Below are 20,190 nucleotides of genomic sequence, written 5' to 3' on the forward strand. Positions count from 1 at the left end.
ATGAACTACCTTCGATTGCAGGAAATACATTCATAGTCATTCCTTTTTTGTGTTAAACAATTCCGTTTTAGTCGTAGATCACCTGTGATTTTGAGTGCGAAATCTTTCGCAATGGTCGCTCACATATGATCGTTTTCAGCCTGCAAAGATAGATAATTATTATGAGTTCTGATCTATTTCAGCAGGAGATCTTTCAGACGGTCTCTGTTTTTACCGGATATTTTCAGTCCGGTTTCCCGGTAATTGTCAAATGATCCGTAACGGTTTTCGATTTCCCGGTAGGCGATGTTCAGGAACGATTCGTTGACAGAAAGCAAGACTGTCATCGTCTCTTGCGCATCCGTACTTAACGCTGAAACCGTTTTTGCCATGAAGCTGGGATCAATATACCGGTTGGAACTCATATATTCCTGCGTGATCGATTCTTGCGGAATGTCTAGCATAGAGAAAAGCAATGAGATGAAAAGGCCGACCCGGTCTTTGCCTAACTCTCCGGATATCAGGATCGGATAATTCTTCTTGTCAAGCAAGATGCGGAAAACGTCTCCTAGATCTTCTGTATTATTGGCGATAAAACGGATATAAGCATCTTCCATGAAGAGTGTTCCGTCCCGTTTGCGTACTTTGTTCTCCAGGATACGTTGGTTCATCTCCTCTTTGTTTCCACAAGGAATGGGGATATGGATAATCTGTGTGTTGGGGAAATAAATGGGTTGCTCTTTTACTTCGTGAGCCGTCCGTAAGTCAATGATGGTTTTTATACCTGCCTCAATGAGCCGGATGGAATCTTGTTCGGAGAAGTTGTGAATATTTCCCGAACGGTATAACTTGCCCCATCTGACTTGCCTTCCTTTCTTCGATTTATAACCACCGACGTCACGGAAATTCTGGATGTTATCCATAAACGTATAGCGGGCTGCTACGTCTTGAGGAGAATGATCGTTGAAAGTAATCCGGAAATATTTACGCTGGATATTGTCGGAGGTGATATAACGGATAAATCCGTCTTCGATGGAAGTAGATGCGGCAGGATGGTTCATGTCAAATTTATCAGGAACATCCGACACATACAACTTCGCTATCCCTTTTATTACCGGATTCGTCTCCCATTTGATAATGTAATTGCCAATTTCATCCCGGACACACAACGCCCTCACGTCACACGATTCGGACTTGCATCCGAATAATGCCAGCAAACATGTCAGTATACCTAGAATCTGTTCTTTCATCACCATTCTCCCAACTTCTATCTATCTTTACAAAGATAGAAAATCCCCCCAATATCCCCAATTTCTTATGTTTATTTAAGTTTCACTTGGGATCCTCCATATTTGTTGGCAAAATCCGATGAAATATAGTTGTCGTAACTTTGACAAACTTCGGCCGAGAAATCAATGCCACATTGGATGATTTTCTGCCATTTGTCTTTGTCCAATGTAGGCAGATCCTGTTTCCGTACCTCGTATTTCAGTAGTCCGTAAATGATACCGGCATTGAAATTGTCACCGGCTCCGATGGTGCTGACGGGCTGAATGGACTGGGCATCGATATGAGACGTGAAACGGCAGGTTCGCAGATCCACTCCGTTGGCTCCACGGGTTGTCAGGAAGTTATCACAATAGAATTGAACATGATCCTGATAAACCCGATCCAGGTCTGTCAGTTTGAAGAGGTTGTAAAAGTCCTCATCCGATCCCCGTACGATGTCGGCAAACTCGAAGTTCTCCAATACCGTAGGCATCACATGAATGGCTTCATGGGCATGCGCCTGCCGGAAGTTCGGGTCGTAATACAAGATTGCTCCGCGTTCTTTGGCATATTCGAGGAATTCATAGACCCGTTTCCGTAAAACGGGATTCAGAGAGTAATAGGAGCCGAAGATGAAGATATCGTTTTTCTCAATCGGAGGTAGAGGCACTTCCAGGCGTTGCTTCGGATAGTCTTTGTAGAAGGTATATTGAGCATCCTGGTTTTCATCCAGAAATGCCAGCGACAAAGGACTTTTTCCATCCGGGAAACGATCTACATACCGGGTAGAGATATGATTCTCCTGCATGAAATTCTGAATGATATCTCCTACTCTGTCATTCCCGATTTCACTGATGAAAAGAACATCTACGCCTAATCGTCCCAATGATACCAACCCGTTGAACACCGATCCGCCCGGTACAGCTGCATGCGGTTGATTTCCCCGGAAAATAATATCCAGTATTGTTTCTCCAATTCCTATTACCTTTCTCATGTTTCCTCACTTGTTTTGCATTTGTTTCTCGTGGAAATCGAATCTACTCCTCGTTTGTTTTGCAAACGAATCCGCCGAGAAACGTATGAACTTGATTTTATTCCTTTTTGCTTTGCTCACGGCTTTTCGATCCCAGGTAACCTCCATGATGACGTTTGGCATAGTCGGTGTTGGTGAAACCGATTCGCTTCATGGTGCTGACTACCAGGATATCACCGATGACGGTCATGACTGTCGTTGAGGTTGTCGGAGTCAGTCCTAACGGACATACTTCGGCCGGAGCTCCGGTAGGCAGACAGACTGTAGCTTCTTGTGCCAATTCACTTTCCGGGTTGCCTGTGATAACGATAAACTTCATATCCGGTACCAGTCCGCGGGTCAGAGAGACCAGCTCTACCAGTTCCCGTGTTTTGCCGGAGTTGGAAATCAATAACATGATATCGTTGGCTTGGACAATACCCAGATCGCCATGTTGGGCTTCGCTCGGATGCAGGAAAAATGCCGGTGTTCCTGTCGAACTGAAAGTCGTTGCGATGTTCATGGCAATTTGTCCGGCCTTGCCCATTCCGCTTGTTACCAGTTTACCTCCACGTGCGTGCACATACTCTACAATCAGATTGACGGCCTCCGCATAATTGGAAGACACGGGAATGTTGCGTACGGCATTCGCTTCTTTCTCTAAAATAGATGATATTTCGTCTGTCATCATGATTTTTTACACTTGTTTGATCTACTGAAATACAAAAATACATCTTTTTCTGTAACTCCCAGCATTCGGCTTCTTTTTCCACGGATTTATTCTGCCGCGTACGTGATGGTGGGAAGGAATCAGAATAACGCTGATATGGCAAGACCTGTACTCAAATAATTCAGACGTTTCCCGCTGTCAAAGTAAGGCAGGCTGGTATACACGTAATCCAAATAAAGCCGTAGGCCCATGGCCGGTGAAATCTGTGCCAGGATAGAGGTTGCTGCCGTTCCGGAAATTCCTTTATGGAGAACATCGTGATTATATAGCAATTGGCAGTAACCGACTTCGACCTTTGAGTTGAGGAAAATACGGGGTATGAGCCGGTAGGAATACCCGGGTCCCATACTGAACGACGTAGCACCTACAATACCTTGGCCTTGGGTTAGCTTGGCCGATAAAATAGCCGCTTGAAGATTTAGTCCCCAACCGCTCTGCAGGTAATAGGCTGCCGAGATGGTTGTATTCAATCCCTGATACGACGTCAGTTCTTTTCCGTCCATGATTATTTGTCGGGGAAACAAGGAGCTGTAGCCCACGGAATATTCGATAAAGGAAGGAATACGGGTATAAGAGGCATCGTCGTCCAGTACGTCGAATAAAGGCTTCTTACGGAAAATCAGGTCGGATAAAAGGTAACCTACTTCCGTTGACATGATACCGATACCGGCTCCAGCCAACACATCCGACAGCCAATGGCGGTTGTTCATCATCCGTCCGGTTGCAACCAAGGTAGCAGCCGAATACGCACCGATACCAACCCATGGACTTAAATCCTTATACTCTTTGTATAACATGGTGGCGGCCATAAAAGCCGTTGCCGTATGACCCGATGGAAACGAGTTGTTCTTGCGTTGGTTGGGACGTTCCCGTTTGACTGTATATTTCAATCCGTTGACAACACCTGCCATCAAAGCGGCAGAGATCACATCGGCTGTCATCATCTCTCCCCAGGTACTTCTTCCTTTGACACCTGCCAGTTTCATTCCGAACATGGCTGCCATCGGGGCATATTGCAGGTAATCATCAAAGTGATTGGAAAAGGATGACATGTTCACCTGTCGGGTTTCTTGGATTCTCTTGTCGATGGAAGTAGCCAATGCACTGGCAAACAACAGCGGAACGCCTTGCTTGGTTATCTGGTAGGCCGACGTCCGCTGTAGTTTTTGAATTCTTGACAGGTTGTCCTGTATATCCAAGGTGTCGGAAGTAGAAGCCCATGTCGGACTCACTGTAACGAGCAGGCTGAATACAGCCCATAAAGCCCTCCATCTTATCGTCCGATTTCCTGTTGATGAAAGACAATTATTCTTCATGCGTTCTACTTGACACATATAAAGTTCGAATTTGCGCTTGGGTGTCAGAACCCGACGATTCCCGTTTATTTCCAATCGCCATTGTCTTTGATTAACTGAACCAACCGTTCAACGGCTTCTTCTTCGGGGATATTCTTGACAAGACATTCTTTCCCCTTGTACAGGCTTATCTGGTTACGTCCGGCTCCTACATACCCATAATCGGCATCGGCCATTTCACCTGGTCCGTTGACAATACAACCCATGATGCCAATCTTCAACCCTTTCAGGTGCGAAGTCGCTTCTTTGATACGGGCAATGGTTGTTTGCAGGTCGTATAACGTACGTCCGCAACTTGGACAGGAAATGTATTCTGTTTTACTGATACGGACTTTGGCTGCCTGTAGAATTCCAAACATGGTCTGATCAAGTATTTGGGCCGGAACCGCGTCATCATGCAGCATGATACCGTTTCCGAATCCATCAAGCAGTAAAGCACCTAAATCAGCTGCTGATTTCAGCTGGACAGACTCGATATCCGGTTCGTTGTATTCGCGGTGAAGGATAACCGGTACATCTACTCCAGCCTTCATCAGGCGGTGCATGGCTGCCCGTTGTTCTCCCAGACCGTTACAGCGGTGTGTACTCAATACGACTACAACCGTTTTGTCTTTTCTCAGAATCTCCAGGATATCATCCGTCAGATCCGGATAAGTCAGCCGGATAAACTTCAGCGGAGACTCGTAGTTTTTCATTTCTTCTGCTTCTGAAGCAATAAAGTAAGGGAATGCATTGGGACGTGGTTTCCAGAACTGGGCATCTACCAGCAGACGGAATGTGTCCGGTAAGTTTTCGGGATTCTCCTGACCGATGTAAATGAAATCGGGCATGGCTTCATAATTGAACTCAAAATCACCTTGTGCCCGGTCGGAGATGACGACTGGCAGAAAATCAGAACCAATCTTTTCTACCCCGCGCGTTTTCCGTTTCAGACAGGCTATCGGATCATAGCCGGGAGCCAGTTCTCCGACAATCGGCTGATGTCCCTGGCGTTCCTGAATGTAGTTGACCAGTTTTTGTGCTACGGGCATTTCTGCTTCCGGATCTTCCGTGAGCGATACCCGTACCGTGTCTCCGATACCGTCGGCCAGAAGTGCTCCGATACCTACGGCACTCTTGATACGGCCGTCTTCGCCGTCACCAGCTTCGGTTACTCCCAGATGGAGTGGATAACTCATGCCTTCCGCTTCCATGGTCTTCACCAGCAGGCGGACTGTCTTGACCATGACTACCGGATTGGAGGCTTTGATCGAGATAACCACGTTCGGGAAGTCTTCATCGCGGCATATACGCAGGAACTCCATGCATGATTCTACCATTCCGTGTGGTGTATCACCATAACGGCTCATGATCCGGTCGGACAACGAACCATGGTTTACGCCAATACGGATCGCGGTGTGATGTTCTTTACAAATCTGGAGGAAAGGAACGAAACGGTCGCGGATCTTCTGCAGTTCGGCAGCATATTCCTCATCCGTATATTCCTGGTGGCTGAAGGTTTTTACTTTATCCACATAGTTTCCCGGATTGATACGTACTTTCTCTACCTCGACAGCCGCTGCATCTGCTGCTTTCGGGTTGAAATGGATATCGGCCACCAAAGGTGTCGTATATCCCTGCTCATTCAATAGACGGCGAATGACACCCAGGTTGTGCGCTTCACGTTCGCCCTGAGCCGTGAAACGGACATATTCTGCTCCGGCTTCGATCATCCGGATGGCTTGTTGTACGGCAGCATCCGTGTCCATGGTGGAAACATTGGCCATTGACTGGATACGAATCGGATAATCACCACCCATTGGGGTGTTTCCGATCTGAACTACCGACGACTGACGACGGTTGTAATTGAAATAATCCATGTGTTCCTGATAAGGTAGAGACGCAAGGAGTTGCGTCTCTACTTGAAATTAATTGGTTTTGTATTTGAAAGATACTTTTGCCAAATCTTCGTTGGCCTTTACAATCTTCTTTTTCAAATCTTCCTTGTATTGGGCCAATTTTGTTTGTAATGCTTCATCGCCTACAGCCAGCATCTGTACGGCCAGGATACCGGCATTCAAGGCTCCGTTGATCCCTACGGTAGCAACCGGAATTCCCGGAGGCATCTGTACGATAGCCAACAGGGCATCCATACCGTCGAGCGTCGAATTGATAGGTACACCGATGACGGGAACAGTCGTCATGGAAGCAATGACACCACACAGGTGAGCAGCCATACCGGCAGCTGCGATGATGACACGAATACCTCTGTCTTTGGCTCCCTTGGCGAATTTTTCTACTTCTTCCGGTGTACGGTGGGCAGACAATGCATGCATCTCGAACGGGATTTCCATCTCATCGAGAAACTTGGCTGCCTTTTCCATAACGGGCAGATCCGAAGTACTGCCCATGATGATACTAACAACCGGCGTCATCTTATTTCGCGATTAATTGTTCATATTCAGCAGCCGACAATAATTCATCCAGTTCTGCTGCATCCGATACATTTACTTTAATGATCCATCCTTTGCCATAAGCATCTTCGTTTACCAGCTGAGGTGCATCTTCCAATTCCGGATTTACTTCCAATACTTCACCCGTAACCGGCATGAACAGGTCAGATACCGTCTTAACGGCTTCGATCGTACCGAATACTTCTTCCTTGTTTACTGTTTCACCTTCTGTTGTGATATCTACATAAACGATTTCACCCAATTCGCTTTGTGCATAATCAGTAATGCCAACGTATGCTACGTCGCCATCAACGCGGATCCATTCATGATCCTTTGTGTACTTTACATCTGTAGGAAAATTCATATTTCAAGTGTTTTAAATGAAAAAATAGAAATAACTTAATAATGAAGATATATAAATACCTGTAAATCCTAATCCGAAACCTGCATAGACCTGTGCCGGCGTATGCCTTTGCAGAATCAGGCGAGACGTTCCCAAACAGCCGGCTATCAGAAACCCGATGATAAAACCTCTCCACGGGTTGAGTGCATAGATTTGGGCAATTCCCATGATACCTCCTATCAGTCCGCCGATACCGATCATGTGGGCACTGATCTTCCATCTAAAATTAATTCCCATGGCGATCAGCATGACTGCTGCAGTACCGAACAGGATGACAACCAGCCAGAATGGCAATAGCATCCGTAACAGGAAAAAGGCACAGGCCACGATCGAAGCGACGTAGAGCAAATAAGGCAACGTGCGTACACGACGATTGGTCAGGGCATAATCACCTGCATTGCCATATTTGACCAGCAGGAAAATAAAAATAGCCGGGACGACTGCTGTCATCAGAAAGACCCCCGACAGGATCAGCAACTTCATCTGAAGCGGATAAACAGCCAGATACGTGCTGGCAAATGCCAACGCGACTCCGTAAGTGACCATCAGCAACGGATGAAAGGCGATCGACAATATATTTGCTATTAATCTCATAAATTGCTCCTTTAGATTTCTTTCCGAAGACGGGCTACCGGAATACCCAGTTGCTCGCGGTATTTGGCTACCGTACGGCGGGCAATGACATATCCCTTCTCTTTCAGGATAGCAGCCAGTTCCTCATCGGTCAATGGTTTCCGTTTGTCTTCGTTATCCACATGCTCCTTTACGATCTTCTTGACTTCGCGGGTTGAGATTTCTTCTCCGCTATCGGTCTGCATGGATTCAGAGAAGAAGTATTTCAGCGGATAAATACCGAAGTTGGTCTGTACGTATTTACTGTTGCTGACTCTCGAAATCGTAGAGATATCGTATCCGCTCCGTTCTGCCACATCTTTCAGGATCATCGGATGGAGTGACGATTCATCCCCCGTCAGGAAGAAGTCTTTCTGTAAGTAGATAATGGCTTCCATCGTGCGTTGTAAGGTCTCCTGACGCTGTTTGACCGCGTCGATGAAGCATTGGGCCGAATCGAGTTTCTGCTTTACAAATTGTACGGCATTCTTCCGGTCGCTGGTCTGATTGGCCTTGTTGCTCGTATAGTCGTGAAACATATCAACATATTCCTGATTGATGCGTAAATCCGGAATACCCCGGTTGTTCATCGACAACGTGATCTCACCATTGTTCGAATCGACGATAAAATCCGGTATGATCTGGCTCATGGCTGTTTCCATCGTTCCTCCCCAGGCAATACCGGGCTTGGGATCTAAGAGCGTAATCTCACGGATACTCTTTTTCAGGGTCTCTTCCGAGATGTTCAGTCCGCGCAGTATTTTATCATAATGCTTCCGGGTAAATTCCTCGAAATAATCAGTCAGGATCCGGATGGCAATCCGTGTCTCCGGTGTCTGTTCTTTCTTCTGTAATTGAATCAGCAGACATTCCTGCAGATTACGTGCTCCTACACCATAAGGCTCGAAATCCTGGATGATCTGCAGGATGGGATAAATATCTTTTTCCTCCACATCCAGACCTGCCTGGAAAACCAGGTCGTCTGCTATGGCCCCCAGATCACGGCGCAGATACCCGTCGTCGTCAATATTCCCGATGATGTATTCAGCTGTCTTCATTTCTTTTTCAGGAAGATTGCGTAAACGTAATTGCTGGATCAGGAATTCGTTCAACGACTCACTGACCGAAAACGGGATATCTTCTTTCTTTTCACTCCGTTCACGTATTTCCTGCAATTTATATTCCGGGATATCATCTTCCGACATATAATCACCCAATGACAGATCTAAGTCGGCGTCTGATTCTCCGCCTTCCGTATTGTCCCTGTCATCCGGATCGGTATGTTCTGCGGTATCAAAATCATCTTCCGGCACGTCCTTGCCTTCTTCCAAGGCAGGGTTTTCTTCCAGCTCATGTTTGACTTTCTCTTCCAACTCAATAGCAGGAAGTTCCAGCAAGCGGATCAATTGAATCTGCTGGGGAGAAAGCTTCTGTTGAAGCTGTTGACGTAACTGTTGTTTTAACATATCAAATTATCGTTAGCCTGAATGATTATGCAAATATAGTTTTTTATAGACAAATCCTTTCGTCTTTTTCTTGAAATTTCTTGTATAGCCAGGATTCAATCTGTAAGTTTGCAATATGCGTTGCGGTTCATAATCTTAAAAACTAACATATATGTGGAAAACATTTTGCTTGTCCCTGTTAGTAGCAGGACTATTTTCATGCCAGGAGGGGAAACGCTACCAGTCGTTTAAGCCCGGTGAAATCTGGCTCGACAACACGGAGGTGCATATCAATGCCCATGGAGGAGGCATCCTGTACGATGGAGGCCGTTATTATTGGTTTGGTGAACATAAGACGGAAGGTGAGGCAGGCAACCGGGCCAATGTGGGGGTTCATTGCTATTCATCAGACGATTTGTACAACTGGATAGATGAGGGCATCGCTTTGACGGTAGAACCCGAAGGTTCGGGTAGTCCGATTGAAAAAGGCTGTATCCTGGAGCGTCCGAAAGTTATCCATAATGCCAAGACCGGGAAATATGTGATGTGGTTCCATCTCGAACCGAAAGGGATGGGATACCGGGGTGCACAAAGCGGAGTGGCTGTCAGCGACCGGGTAACGGGTCCGTATCGCTTCTTGCATGCCGGGCGTATCAATGCCGGGAAATGGGCTGAAAATGCTTCAGACGAGCTGAAAAACGCACCTGTGCCTGCGTTGGAAGATGCCTATTCCGGAGGAAGTCTGCCCGGACATCCTGATTCGTTGAATATCCACAAGCGTGACCTGGAAAGGGGACAGATGGCCCGTGATATGAATCTGTTTGTCGATGGCGACGGTAAAGCCTATCACATTTATGCGTCGGAAGAGAACAGTACCTTGCAGATTGCCCAGCTGAATGATGACTATACCGATCACAATGGGGTGTATGTCCGTTGTTTTGCCGGCCGTTTCATGGAAGCTCCTGCCATGTTCAAGCATAACGGGAAATATTACCTGATGATGTCTGGCTGTACAGGCTGGGCTCCTAATGCAGCCCGTTCGGCGGTAGCCGATTCTATCCTGGGTGAATGGAAGGAACTGGGGAATCCGTGTATGGATGCCGATTCTGCTACGACCTATCATTCGCAGAGTACGTATATCCTCCCGATGCCCGGACATCCGGACAAGTTCATTTATATGGGCGACCGGTGGACTCCCGAGAATGCGATTGACGGTCGTTATATCTGGCTCCCGCTGGAATTTGACGGCGAACGTTTCGTCATTCATTGGCAGGATGAATGGAAGATGTAAAGATAATGAAGAAAGGGGCGGTTCCTCCCGGAACTACCCCTTTTACATGATACAAGTTTTATTATGAGTTTGTGTGTGTCTTTTTATTCGGCTCCTTTGCAAGTGATGTCTGTTGCCAAGGTGATATAGTTCAGAACAGAAGTACCTTCTACCAATGCATCTTCTGTTTCAGCTGTTTCAGTTGTCAGACACATGCCTTTTCCGGCTACCAGGGCGTTGTAGATAGAAGCTTGTGTACCGGCACGTAAACGGATACCTTGTTTGCTGCCACCGTTACCGATCAATGTCAGGTTAGCCAATGTCGGATGAGCAACCGGAGTAGCGGCGAAGTTATCACCGTTGTTGTCACATTCCATCAAGCAGTCACAGTCATAACCCAGTGATTCTTCTGCTTCCTGATAAGCGACCATGAACTGACCGTTACCGTTCCATCCTTCTGTCCAGTCGAATGAGTCATCGCTGCAGCTTACGGCGATTACATTCTTCACGTTTACGCTACCACCGAAGAATTCAAAACCATCATCAGATCCTTTGTATGCCTGGCAGTATTCGATGGTCGTACCATTACCCACGCCGTAGAATGTGAATCCGTTGGCTTCGTGTTCTGAGTCGAATGCATAACCGCTGTATTCGATACGCAGGTATTTCAATACACCTGAGTTGTCTGCATCATCGTTGCCACCATAAGTTGCGTCACCGATTTCAGATTTACCTGTACCACCTTCTACATTCGAATGTGCCTTACCGCAGATGTGGATACCACCCCAGGCTCCGGCTTCTTTCTTGGTAGCTGTCATGACGATCGGGTTTTCGGCTGTACCTTCAGCTACGATCTTGGCTCCTTGCTGGATCAGGATATAATCCACTTTGTCATCGTCGGCTTCTGCTACGATGGTAACGCCTTCCGGAATAGTCAGGGTAGCGCCTGTCTCTACGATATAGTCACCGCTTAACATGTATTTTTTGTTGGCTTCCAAAGTCTTGTCTTCCGACAGGGTACCGGTCAGGGTTTCTACGGCTTCCTGATCAGCTTTGTTGTCACCGCCTTCTTCGGTTGTCAGTGTCCATCCGGCTGTCCAGTTGTTGTCGGCTGAGACAGCTCCCTGATAAGCGGCTGCTGTAAAGAAGCTGTTTACGCTTGGCATATCCGCTCCACCATCGATGGTTCCTACGAACAGGTTGCTGAAAGTATTGCTGAAATCGAAGTTGATGGTATTGTGATTTGCTTCAGCCTGAAATAATTCAGAAGAATAACCGGTTGCTTCACCGTCCGGGTTTTCTGTACCATCTGTATTGGGATTGTCTGTTGGATCGTCTTCGTCACATGATGTGAAAGCAATCATGGCTGAAATAGCTGCCATGGATAAGAATTTCAAATTAGATGTTTTCATACCTGAATTTTTTTTGAATATGTTATTAATATCTTACTAGTTAGCTGATTTGTCTTTATAAAGCGTAGCTGAATCCGATTTCGAATCCGGTACCGCGTTTGAACCGTTCCACTTCCAGGTTATCGCCGTTCTTTGTCTCCTGCTTGAATACGATGTCCTGGTTCAGCAGATCGCTTACTTCCAGTTTCAGACTGAAGTGATCGTTCAGTTTGTAGCTGGCTACGAAGTCGAGGGTATGTACCGGCAGCTGTTTCTCATCTCCCAGTCCGGAGATACCGACTGCGTGGATACGCGGACCCTGCAGGTTGTAAAGCAAGGTAGCTGTCAGCGGATTTTCGTTCTTGATCGTCGGTGAATAGGTGATATCGGCGTTCAGCAGGTAGGGTGAAGCTCCCTGGAGGGCACGTTGGTCGTTGGTATAGGCGCCTCCGTCTTCCGGCAGTTTCACGTTGGTGTACATAAACGAACCGTTCATGCCTACCCGGACATCCCGGATCAATTCACGTCTGAATTCGATTTCCACACCGGCTGCGATACCTGTGCTGGCATTCTGGAATGAGTGAACGGCTGCTCCTCCCGAGAGGGTCTGTGTCCGTTCGATCGGGTCTTGCAGTACCTTGCCATAGCCGGTTACGGCAATCATGTTGTTTACGTTGTTCGAATCAAAGAACTCATACCGCAAATCCAGGTTGTAGTTGTATCCGTTCTTCAGATCGGCGTTACCACGGATTTGAGAAGAACCGTAGGATTCCTGATAAAGGAACGGGGCCATTTCGATGAACGACGGACGGGTTACGGTACGTGATACCGACAGACGCAGGCTGTTGGACGGGTCGAGGGTATATTTCATGTTCACGGCCGGGAACAGGTCATCCGAGTTCAACTCGTTCCGTTTGGCTTGTCCGCCGTCGGTAGCATAGTTTACCCATTGTTCGCTCCGTTCGTAACGTAATCCTACGTTCATCATGAAGTTCTCCATCGGATAGAATTCCGTTTCAGCAAAGGCGGCGTAGATCGTATGTCCTGCCTCGTACTGGTCTTTGGGTTGCTGGTCACGGTTGATGACGATCGTACCGTTCTGCACATTGTCATATCCCATGAAGTTGCTGGTGATATAGGTATCCGTAATTTCCGGATTGAGTTTGCTCAGGTTGTAATAGAAACGGGTTGAGTTGAAATCGCGCTGTTTGTCTTTATAGACAGCACCGAAGCGAAGGAAGTTCTTGTCGCTGAAGCGATAGATGGAACGGATGTCTCCTACCCACTCATCCTCATTCAGGGCTCCGAAGTAGCGCATGGTTTCCTGTCGGTTCAGCTTGAAGAGCTTCAGCTCGTCTCCGTCTTTCTCGAACATCAGCTGACGGCGGTCCGGTTCGTTACTTCCGGTCTTGCTGTACGATCCGCTCCAGTTCAGTTCCCACTGGCTTCCGAACTCATGGTGTCCGTTGATCTGGTGGTTCTGCAAGGAGTAGATGTGGGTTGTATTGTTGTTGCCGATCAGGTTATGATCTTCGTAGTCGGTACCTTCCCGGCGCATATACGTATCTACAATGTTGCGGGAGTAGAAGAACGTATATCCGATCCGGTCGGCGGTACGTAAGGTATATGACAGATTGGCCAGAGCACCCAGCTTCAGCTCTTCTGCATAACTGTTATAATTGAATAGGTCTAGTGTACTACCTCCTGCCTCCAGCGTACGGAAGAAAGCATCCCGCATGGTCTGCTGTCCGTTGCTGGCAGAAAAAGAAGCCAGCAGGCTCAGGGTCTGGTCTCCTACCGCCCAGTCTTTTCCTCCGGCGATGTTACCGCTGAAATTAGGCAGACTGATTTTTTTCTTGACATCGAAGGTGGTGTTGAACGGATTTTCATTTTTGACAGCCGTTTCAAACTCGGTTTTCTCCATGTTGATGAAACGAGAGTCGATTCCGGGATTCTTGAACAGCGACTGTGCCCGGTCCATTGAATAGAAATCCTGCAAGAGGGTATTGAACTGGCCTCCCATATTGAAACCGATGTTGAAGAAGTCCCCTCCGGTACTTTCTTTGGTACTGATGTCAATATGAGCCCCTGAATAATCGGCAAAGGTATTGGCTTCATACACTTTGCTCACGGTGATGTTTTTTACGGTCGATGTTGGAAACAGGTCCAATGGAATCAGCTTGTTGTCGGGGTTGGGCGAGGCTATCGGAAGCCCGTTCAATGTCGTTGTGCTATAGCGGTCTCCCAAGCCACGTACAATCAGTTGTCCGGCCGAGGCGATCGAAATACCGGTAATCTTCTTGACACCTTCCTCTACGTTTGAAATACCTTTGATAGACATTTCTTTTGATCCGATGTTTTCTACAGCTACCGATGCTTTTTTACGTTCCAGCAGCAGTGCCTTCTCTCCTTCCAGGTTTTTACGGGCTACGACTGTTACCTCGTTCAGCTGTTTGTCGTCCGAGCTCAGGGTGATCTCCAGGTCCTGTGCCTTGGTTGCATCCACCGGTATTTCCTGTGTCTGATAGGATACATACGAAATGATCAGGGTATAGGACTTATTTTCCAGTTCGGGCAATTCAAACTTACCGTCGAAGTCGGTAATGGTTCCCATTGTCGTTCCGGCTACCTGGATAGTAGCTCCGATCAAAGGTTCTTTGGTGACTTTGTCGACCACGGTTCCCTTGATGTTTTCGGCTTGTACAAAAGCCGTTGTTGCTGAAAGCGTCAGTAGTAAAGAAGCTAATTTATGCATCGTTAATCAATTATTCTCGTTTTCATTTTTCACACTGCAAAAGTAGAGGCCCCCTGTTTCTTCAGCGTGTCAATCAGTTTATGATTGCTTTACATTCGTGTGTGAATCCTGTTTCAGATATTTCATTTTCGTTAATACAGCAAGGGGGAATTGTTAATTATTAATTCGTGCCGTTTTCATTTTCCTTCAAAAAAACTATTTTTGCACTTCATAAAAGAAAGATCGAATGAAAGTACAGATTATCAATAAATCGCATCACCCACTGCCGGCTTATGCCACAACGCAGTCGGCCGGCATGGATATCCGTGCCAACCTCTCTGAACCGGTAGAGATCAAACCGCTTGAACGGAAGCTGATCCCGACAGGACTTTACATTGCCTTGCCCGACGGATACGAAGCACAGATGCGTCCGCGGAGTGGCCTGGCCATCAAGCATGGTATTACCTTATTAAATACACCGGGAACCATTGATGCCGATTACCGGGGAGAAATCGGGGTGATTCTGGTCAATCTCTCCAACGAACCTTTTGTCGTGAACGACGGAGAACGGATCTGCCAGATGGTCATTGCTGCCTATAAACAGGTGGAATGGGAAGCGGTCGAAGTGCTTGACGATACCGAACGGGGTGCCGGTGGTTTCGGTCACACAGGGAAAATCTGATCAATTGAAAATGGAAAATTGAAAATTTTGGAGACGCGGCACGCTACGTCTCTACATATATAGGTATTATGTTTAGACAATTATCTTATTGGTTATCGTTGTGGCTCCTGTTGCCTGCCGGACTTTGGGCTTCGGATGTCAAGACACCGGTTCAGGCATCGTTGAATCAGCTTTCTCCGGAGCAGCAGCGTAAGTTTGATTATTTCTATTACGAAGCAGCCAACCTGAAGAATGCGGGCAAGTATGATGCGGCCTACGACCTCTTCTCCTATTGCCTGTCTTTGGATACGGCTTCTTCTCCGGTCTTGTATGAGCTGGCGATGTTTCAGCTCCAGCGGAATCGTCCCGAGAAGGCGGTCGAGATGCTCAAGAGCGCCGTTGCCCATAGCGATGATAACTTCACCTACCGGATGACACTGGCGGGCTTATACCGGAATTTAGGCATGTATGGCGAAGCCTCTGATTCCTACGAAGAGCTGGTGAAACGGTATCCCGATAAAAGCGAACTGAATTATTACCTGGCGGATGCCCTGACGCAGGAAGGTGAGATCGGAGCAGCGATCGATGCGTACAACGTGCTCGAGTCGACCATGGGAATGAATGAAACCCTTTCCCTGCAGAAGTTCAAGTTGTACCAGACCCTGAAACAGCCCGACAAAGCTTTCGAGGAGATTGAGAAGCTGGCCAACAAGTATCCGATGAATGCCCGTTACCGTTTGCTGATGGGTGACCTCCATCTGGAGAACGAGGAGACGGAGAAGGCCCTGGCCTGCTATCAGCAAGCGCATGAGATTGATCCGGATGATCCGCGTTATATCGTCTCCATGGCGAATTATTACGATCAGACGGGTGATAAGGAAGCAGCCGAACAGGAAATACGGGATGCCCTGGTGAATGAGAAACTGGATGTGGAGACCAAGGTGGGGATTCTTTCCCGCTACGTACAGCGTCTGCAGCAGACCCAGCAGGGAATCGAGAATGCCAATTCTCTGTTCCAGACGTTGCTGGACCAGCATCCGGAGGATACCGAGCTGAAACTGATGTATGGCAGCCTGCTGATGGCTCAGCAAAAGGAGGAAGAGGCGAAGTTCCAGTTCCAGCTGGTGACGGAGATGGAACCTTCCAACGAAGGGGCATGGCAGCAGTTGCTGAATATCTCCCTCAAGGGGGAGGATATTCCGGAGGTGATCCGTATCTGTACCCGTTGCAAAGAGTTGTTCCCGGAGGCTCCCGAATATTATTTCTACCTGGGTATCGGGTATTATATGCAGGAGAAATACCAGGAATCGCTGGATACGTATTATGCCGGACTGAAGATCATCCCCGAGGGGAACGGCGTGGTGAAGTCTAACTTCTACGGACAGATCGGGGATCTCTATTACCAGATGGAGAAGATGGACGAAGCTTATAAGGCCTACGATGAGGCCCTGAAATACAACGAGAACAATGCTCCGGTATTGAACAACTACAGTTATTTCCTGACTCTCGACAAGAAGGATCTGAAGAAGGCGGAGCGTATGGCTGCCCAGTGTATCAAGCTGGAGCCCGACAATGCTACCTATCTGGATACCTATGCCTGGGTGTTCTTCGTGCAGGGTAATTATACGCTGGCCAAGATTTATATTGAGAATGCCTTGTCGAAAGACAAGACAAACAGTGCCGAGCTGGTGGATCACTATGGGGATATCCTGTATATGAGCGGTGAGAAAGACAAGGCGCTCGAACAGTGGAAGAAGGCGAAGGAGATGGGAAAGGATACCGATGTCCTCAAACAGAAGATCGCCAAAGGTATTTATATTGAAGATACAGAAAGCAAATGAGAAGAATAAACGGAATGGTCCTGGCCTGCCTCCTGCTGGTTACCCTCTTGGGTTTCTACGGGTGTAAGTCGGCGAAGGTATCGGGCGACCAGGAGAAAGTCAATACCAAGGAGCTGAAAGCGTTTGTGGCGTCGATGCAGGAGCACGAACCGGCTTTCCGGACGTTCTCGGCGCGTCTGAACGTCGATCTCCAGATGGGGGATAAAACGGTCGGCTCGCGGGTGGAATTCAAGCTGGTCAAAGACAGTGCCCTCCAGTTGTCGGTCCAGCCTTTCCTGGGGATTGAAGTCTTCCGGATGGAGCTGACTCCCGACAGTGTGAAGGTCATGGACCGGATGAACAAACGGTATATGGCAGAACGGTATGCGGCCCTGAAGGAAGAGTGGCCGATCGATTTCAACTTCTATAACCTCCAGGCCCTGTTCGTGCATCAGTTGTTCCTGCCGGGTGAGCAGGAGGTCGAAGGGGTGCATTACGATCAGTTCCACCTCGAACGGGAAGGGGCCATAACCCGCTTGCATGCCCGCGACCGGATGGACCTGCGTTATTGCTTTGAGGCGAATAGCGACGAACAGCTGCTCTCGACGCTGATCACCGAGGGGAACGGCCGGTATTCGCTGTTGTGGAAGTATCTCAGCCTGGAGTCCCAGCCGTCGGTATCGTGGCTGTTCCCGTTGCAGATGCAGGTAGCGTTTCGGGATGAGGGGATCCGGAAGGGCGGCATGGATATCCGTTTCTCCCGTCTTCAGTGGAATAAGGCGTTAAATATGGATTTTTCGATTCCTGCCAAATACAAACGCATTACCTTTGCGGATGTTTTGAAAATGATCGGAGGTAATCAATAAGGGCGTGAATACGCAAGGAAAGAGTGACATGAGACTGATTCATCTATTGATATGTTTGTTGCTTGCCGGTTCGGTATGGGGCCAGCAGTCGGCGCGGGTGCGTGAACTGGAGAAGCAGCGGAAAGAGACGCTGGAAGAGATCCGTAAGACCGGAGAGCTGCTGAAACAGACACAGGCGACGGAGAAAGACGTAACCCGCCGCTTGAAGCTGATTTCCCAGCAGATCCTGTCGCGTAAGAAGGTGATCAGTCTGTTGAACCAGGAGATGGAGGCGATCAATATCCAGATTACCGACATGGGGAAACAGATCCGTGTCCTCGAGAACCAGTTGCAGCAGAAGAAGGAGAGCTATGGCAAGTCGGTACGCAGTATGTATCGCCGGCATGCCTCGCAAGACAAGCTGCTGTTTATCCTTTCGGCCGAAAGCTTCGGGCAGTCGCTCCGCCGGATGCGTTACCTCCGCGAATATGCCCAGTGGCAGAAACGGCAAGCTACCGATATCATCTCCCGTCAGTCGGAGATCAACCGTCAGCAGCTGGAGCTGAAGAAGACCCGCGAAGAGAAAACGCGTCTGCTGGCAAGCCGTGAAGAGGAACAGCAGAAACTGCAGGTCGAAGAAAAGAGCCAGAAGGATGAGATCGCCCAGCTGGGCAAGAAGAAGTCGCTGCTCCAGGCTCAGCTGAAGGAGAAGCAGAAACAGGCCAACCAGCTGAACCGGATGATCGAAAAGCAGATCGCCGAAGAGATCGCCCAGGCAGAGCGTGAACGGAAAGCCCGTGAGGCGGCTGTCCGGAAGAACAAGAAAGAAGGAACGACTACCACACCGCTGGAAGAACGGAAGGCGGATGTGAAGGGAGGATATGCCATGACGAAGGAGGAAAAGGCCCTGTCGAATTATTTCTCCGAGAATCGCGGACGTCTGCCCTACCCTGTCACCGGTAACACGCATCGCATCGTGGGGCAGTTCGGAGAGCATCAGCATGCCGCCCTCGAACATGTTCGTACCAACAACAACGGAATCGATATCCTGGCGGATACGGGTGCCGAGGCCCGTGCCGTCTTCAACGGTGTCGTTACCCGTGTCTTCACCATCCCCGGCTTCAACAATTCGGTGATCATCCGTCATGGTAATTACCTCACCGTCTATAGTAACCTGAACCGGGTTTATGTCAAGGCGGGAGACAAGGTTTCTACCCGTCAGGTCATCGGAAAGATCTTCCTCGATCCTTCCGACAACACCACCATCCTCCATTTCCAGCTCTGGAAGGAAAAGTCCAAGCAGAACCCGGAACCTTGGCTGGGCAATTGACAATTGACAATTGACAACTTCTTCAATTGAAAATTGAAAATGGAGAATTGACAATTATCTTTTCTCCCTCATTTATTCATGGCACTTGCCTTGCGACAGTAGAGGCGCAGCGTGCTGCGCCTCATAACGACGTTTCACACAACCAAATAACAATCAATAAAATAACGAATATATTTGTTGTGTTATTTGTCGTTTTATCCTGTCGCATTGGGATGGAGGCGCAGCACGCTGCGCCTCTACACGCATTATCCATCGTCCATCGTCCATTGATGAAGTCTGTGCCAATTGAATTGTCAATTCTCAACGCTTTCCATTTATCCATGGCACTTGCCTTGCGACAGTAGAGGCGCAGCGTGCTGCGCCTCATAACGACATTCCACACAACCAGATAACAATCAACAATATAACGAATATATTTATTGTATTATTTGTCGTTTTATCCCGTCGCATTAGGATGGAGGCGCAGCACGCTGCGCCTCTACACGTATTATCCATTGTCCATCGTCCATTGATGAAGTCCGTGCCAATTGAATGGTTAATTCTCAAGGGTTTCCATTTATCCATGAAACCTACCTTGCGACAGTAGAGGCGCAGCGTGCTGCGCCTCATAACGACGTTTCACACAACCAGATAATAATCAACAATATAACGAATATATTTATTGTGTTATTTGTCGTTTTATCCTGTCGCATTGGGAAATTATATTTTCCGTGAAATCCGTGCCTAATTATGTGAAACCTGTGCCAATTGAATTGTCAATTCTCAACGATATTCCACGCAACTAAATAATAATCAACAATATAACGAATATATTCAATTCCTTCCCCGTCGTTTTATCCTGTCGCATTGGGATGGAGGCGCAGCACGCTGCGCCTCTACACGCATTGTCCATCGTCCATTGA

At 47.9% G+C, this 20,190-nt stretch carries 16 protein-coding genes; 5 read left to right on the top strand and 11 right to left on the bottom strand.

What is annotated here, in order from left to right; genetic code table 11:
* Positions 1–173: 173 nt before the first annotated feature.
* From MUN53_RS10975 to rpoN, 9 genes are all read right to left on the bottom strand, one after another.
* Positions 174–1,229, bottom strand: coding sequence for a tyrosine-protein phosphatase (locus tag MUN53_RS10975; RefSeq protein ID WP_243325456.1), 1,056 nt, complete (start codon positions 1,227–1,229; stop codon positions 174–176).
* Between the two features lie 71 nt (positions 1,230–1,300).
* The gene (locus MUN53_RS10980) at positions 1,301–2,242 is read right to left on the bottom strand and encodes a carbohydrate kinase family protein (protein ID WP_243325457.1); all 942 of its coding nucleotides are present in this window, start codon (positions 2,240–2,242) and stop codon (positions 1,301–1,303) included.
* 97 nt (positions 2,243–2,339) lie between these two features.
* Entirely contained in the window at positions 2,340–2,951 is a 612-nt protein-coding gene (locus MUN53_RS10985) for an SIS domain-containing protein (RefSeq protein WP_243325458.1), read from the bottom strand.
* Between the two features lie 119 nt (positions 2,952–3,070).
* A complete protein-coding gene (locus MUN53_RS10990; protein WP_243325459.1) occupies positions 3,071–4,306 on the bottom strand; it encodes a phosphatase PAP2 family protein in 1,236 nt (411 codons plus the stop codon).
* A 65-nt stretch (positions 4,307–4,371) separates the two neighbouring features.
* Positions 4,372–6,204, bottom strand: coding sequence for a 4-hydroxy-3-methylbut-2-en-1-yl diphosphate synthase (locus tag MUN53_RS10995; RefSeq protein WP_243325460.1), 1,833 nt, complete (start codon positions 6,202–6,204; stop codon positions 4,372–4,374).
* Between the two features lie 48 nt (positions 6,205–6,252).
* Positions 6,253–6,759: a 5-(carboxyamino)imidazole ribonucleotide mutase gene (purE, locus tag MUN53_RS11000; RefSeq protein ID WP_243325461.1), complete on the bottom strand. Its 507-nt coding sequence runs from the start codon at positions 6,757–6,759 to the stop codon at positions 6,253–6,255.
* Position 6,760: 1 nt separating this feature from the next.
* Positions 6,761–7,141 carry a glycine cleavage system protein GcvH gene (gcvH, locus tag MUN53_RS11005; RefSeq protein ID WP_022457045.1) on the bottom strand — a complete coding sequence of 127 codons (381 nt, stop codon included), beginning with the start codon at positions 7,139–7,141 and terminating at the stop codon, positions 6,761–6,763.
* Positions 7,142–7,153: 12 nt separating this feature from the next.
* Complete coding sequence (locus MUN53_RS11010) at positions 7,154–7,774, bottom strand: hypothetical protein (protein ID WP_022457044.1); 621 nt, start codon at positions 7,772–7,774, stop codon at positions 7,154–7,156.
* Between the two features lie 11 nt (positions 7,775–7,785).
* Positions 7,786–9,258, bottom strand: a complete 1,473-nt coding sequence (gene rpoN / locus MUN53_RS11015) for an RNA polymerase factor sigma-54 (RefSeq protein WP_243325462.1) — start codon at positions 9,256–9,258, stop codon at positions 7,786–7,788.
* Positions 9,259–9,409: 151 nt separating this feature from the next.
* Between rpoN and MUN53_RS11020 the strand changes: the two genes are divergently transcribed.
* A complete protein-coding gene (locus tag MUN53_RS11020) occupies positions 9,410–10,528 on the top strand; it encodes a glycoside hydrolase family 43 protein (protein ID WP_243325463.1) in 1,119 nt (372 codons plus the stop codon).
* Positions 10,529–10,611: 83 nt separating this feature from the next.
* Here the strand turns inward: MUN53_RS11020 and MUN53_RS11025 are convergent, their stop codons facing one another.
* Complete coding sequence (locus MUN53_RS11025) at positions 10,612–11,673, bottom strand: hypothetical protein (RefSeq protein WP_394803073.1); 1,062 nt, start codon at positions 11,671–11,673, stop codon at positions 10,612–10,614.
* 301 nt (positions 11,674–11,974) lie between these two features.
* A complete protein-coding gene (locus MUN53_RS11030) occupies positions 11,975–14,653 on the bottom strand; it encodes a TonB-dependent receptor (protein ID WP_243325465.1) in 2,679 nt (892 codons plus the stop codon).
* Positions 14,654–14,879: 226 nt separating this feature from the next.
* Between MUN53_RS11030 and dut the strand changes: the two genes are divergently transcribed.
* The 4 genes from dut (at position 14,880) to MUN53_RS11050 (ending at position 19,288) form a co-directional block, all read left to right on the top strand.
* Positions 14,880–15,314 (top strand): dUTP diphosphatase, encoded by a 435-nt coding sequence (gene dut, locus MUN53_RS11035; protein ID WP_022457038.1) that lies wholly within the window; start codon positions 14,880–14,882, stop codon positions 15,312–15,314.
* Positions 15,315–15,382: 68 nt separating this feature from the next.
* Positions 15,383–17,134 (top strand): tetratricopeptide repeat protein, encoded by a 1,752-nt coding sequence (locus MUN53_RS11040; protein ID WP_243325466.1) that lies wholly within the window; start codon positions 15,383–15,385, stop codon positions 17,132–17,134.
* Positions 17,131–17,979 carry a DUF4292 domain-containing protein gene (locus MUN53_RS11045; RefSeq protein WP_243325467.1) on the top strand — a complete coding sequence of 283 codons (849 nt, stop codon included), beginning with the start codon at positions 17,131–17,133 and terminating at the stop codon, positions 17,977–17,979. Before MUN53_RS11040 ends, MUN53_RS11045 begins: the two co-directional genes overlap by 4 nt.
* Before the next feature lie 28 nt (positions 17,980–18,007).
* Positions 18,008–19,288: a murein hydrolase activator EnvC family protein gene (locus tag MUN53_RS11050; RefSeq protein WP_243325468.1), complete on the top strand. Its 1,281-nt coding sequence runs from the start codon at positions 18,008–18,010 to the stop codon at positions 19,286–19,288.
* The last annotated feature ends 902 nt before the right edge of the window (positions 19,289–20,190 follow it).

It is taken from the genome of Parabacteroides faecalis (assembly GCF_022809355.1).
In the GTDB taxonomy this organism is placed as follows: Bacteria; Bacteroidota; Bacteroidia; order Bacteroidales; family Tannerellaceae; genus Parabacteroides; species Parabacteroides faecalis.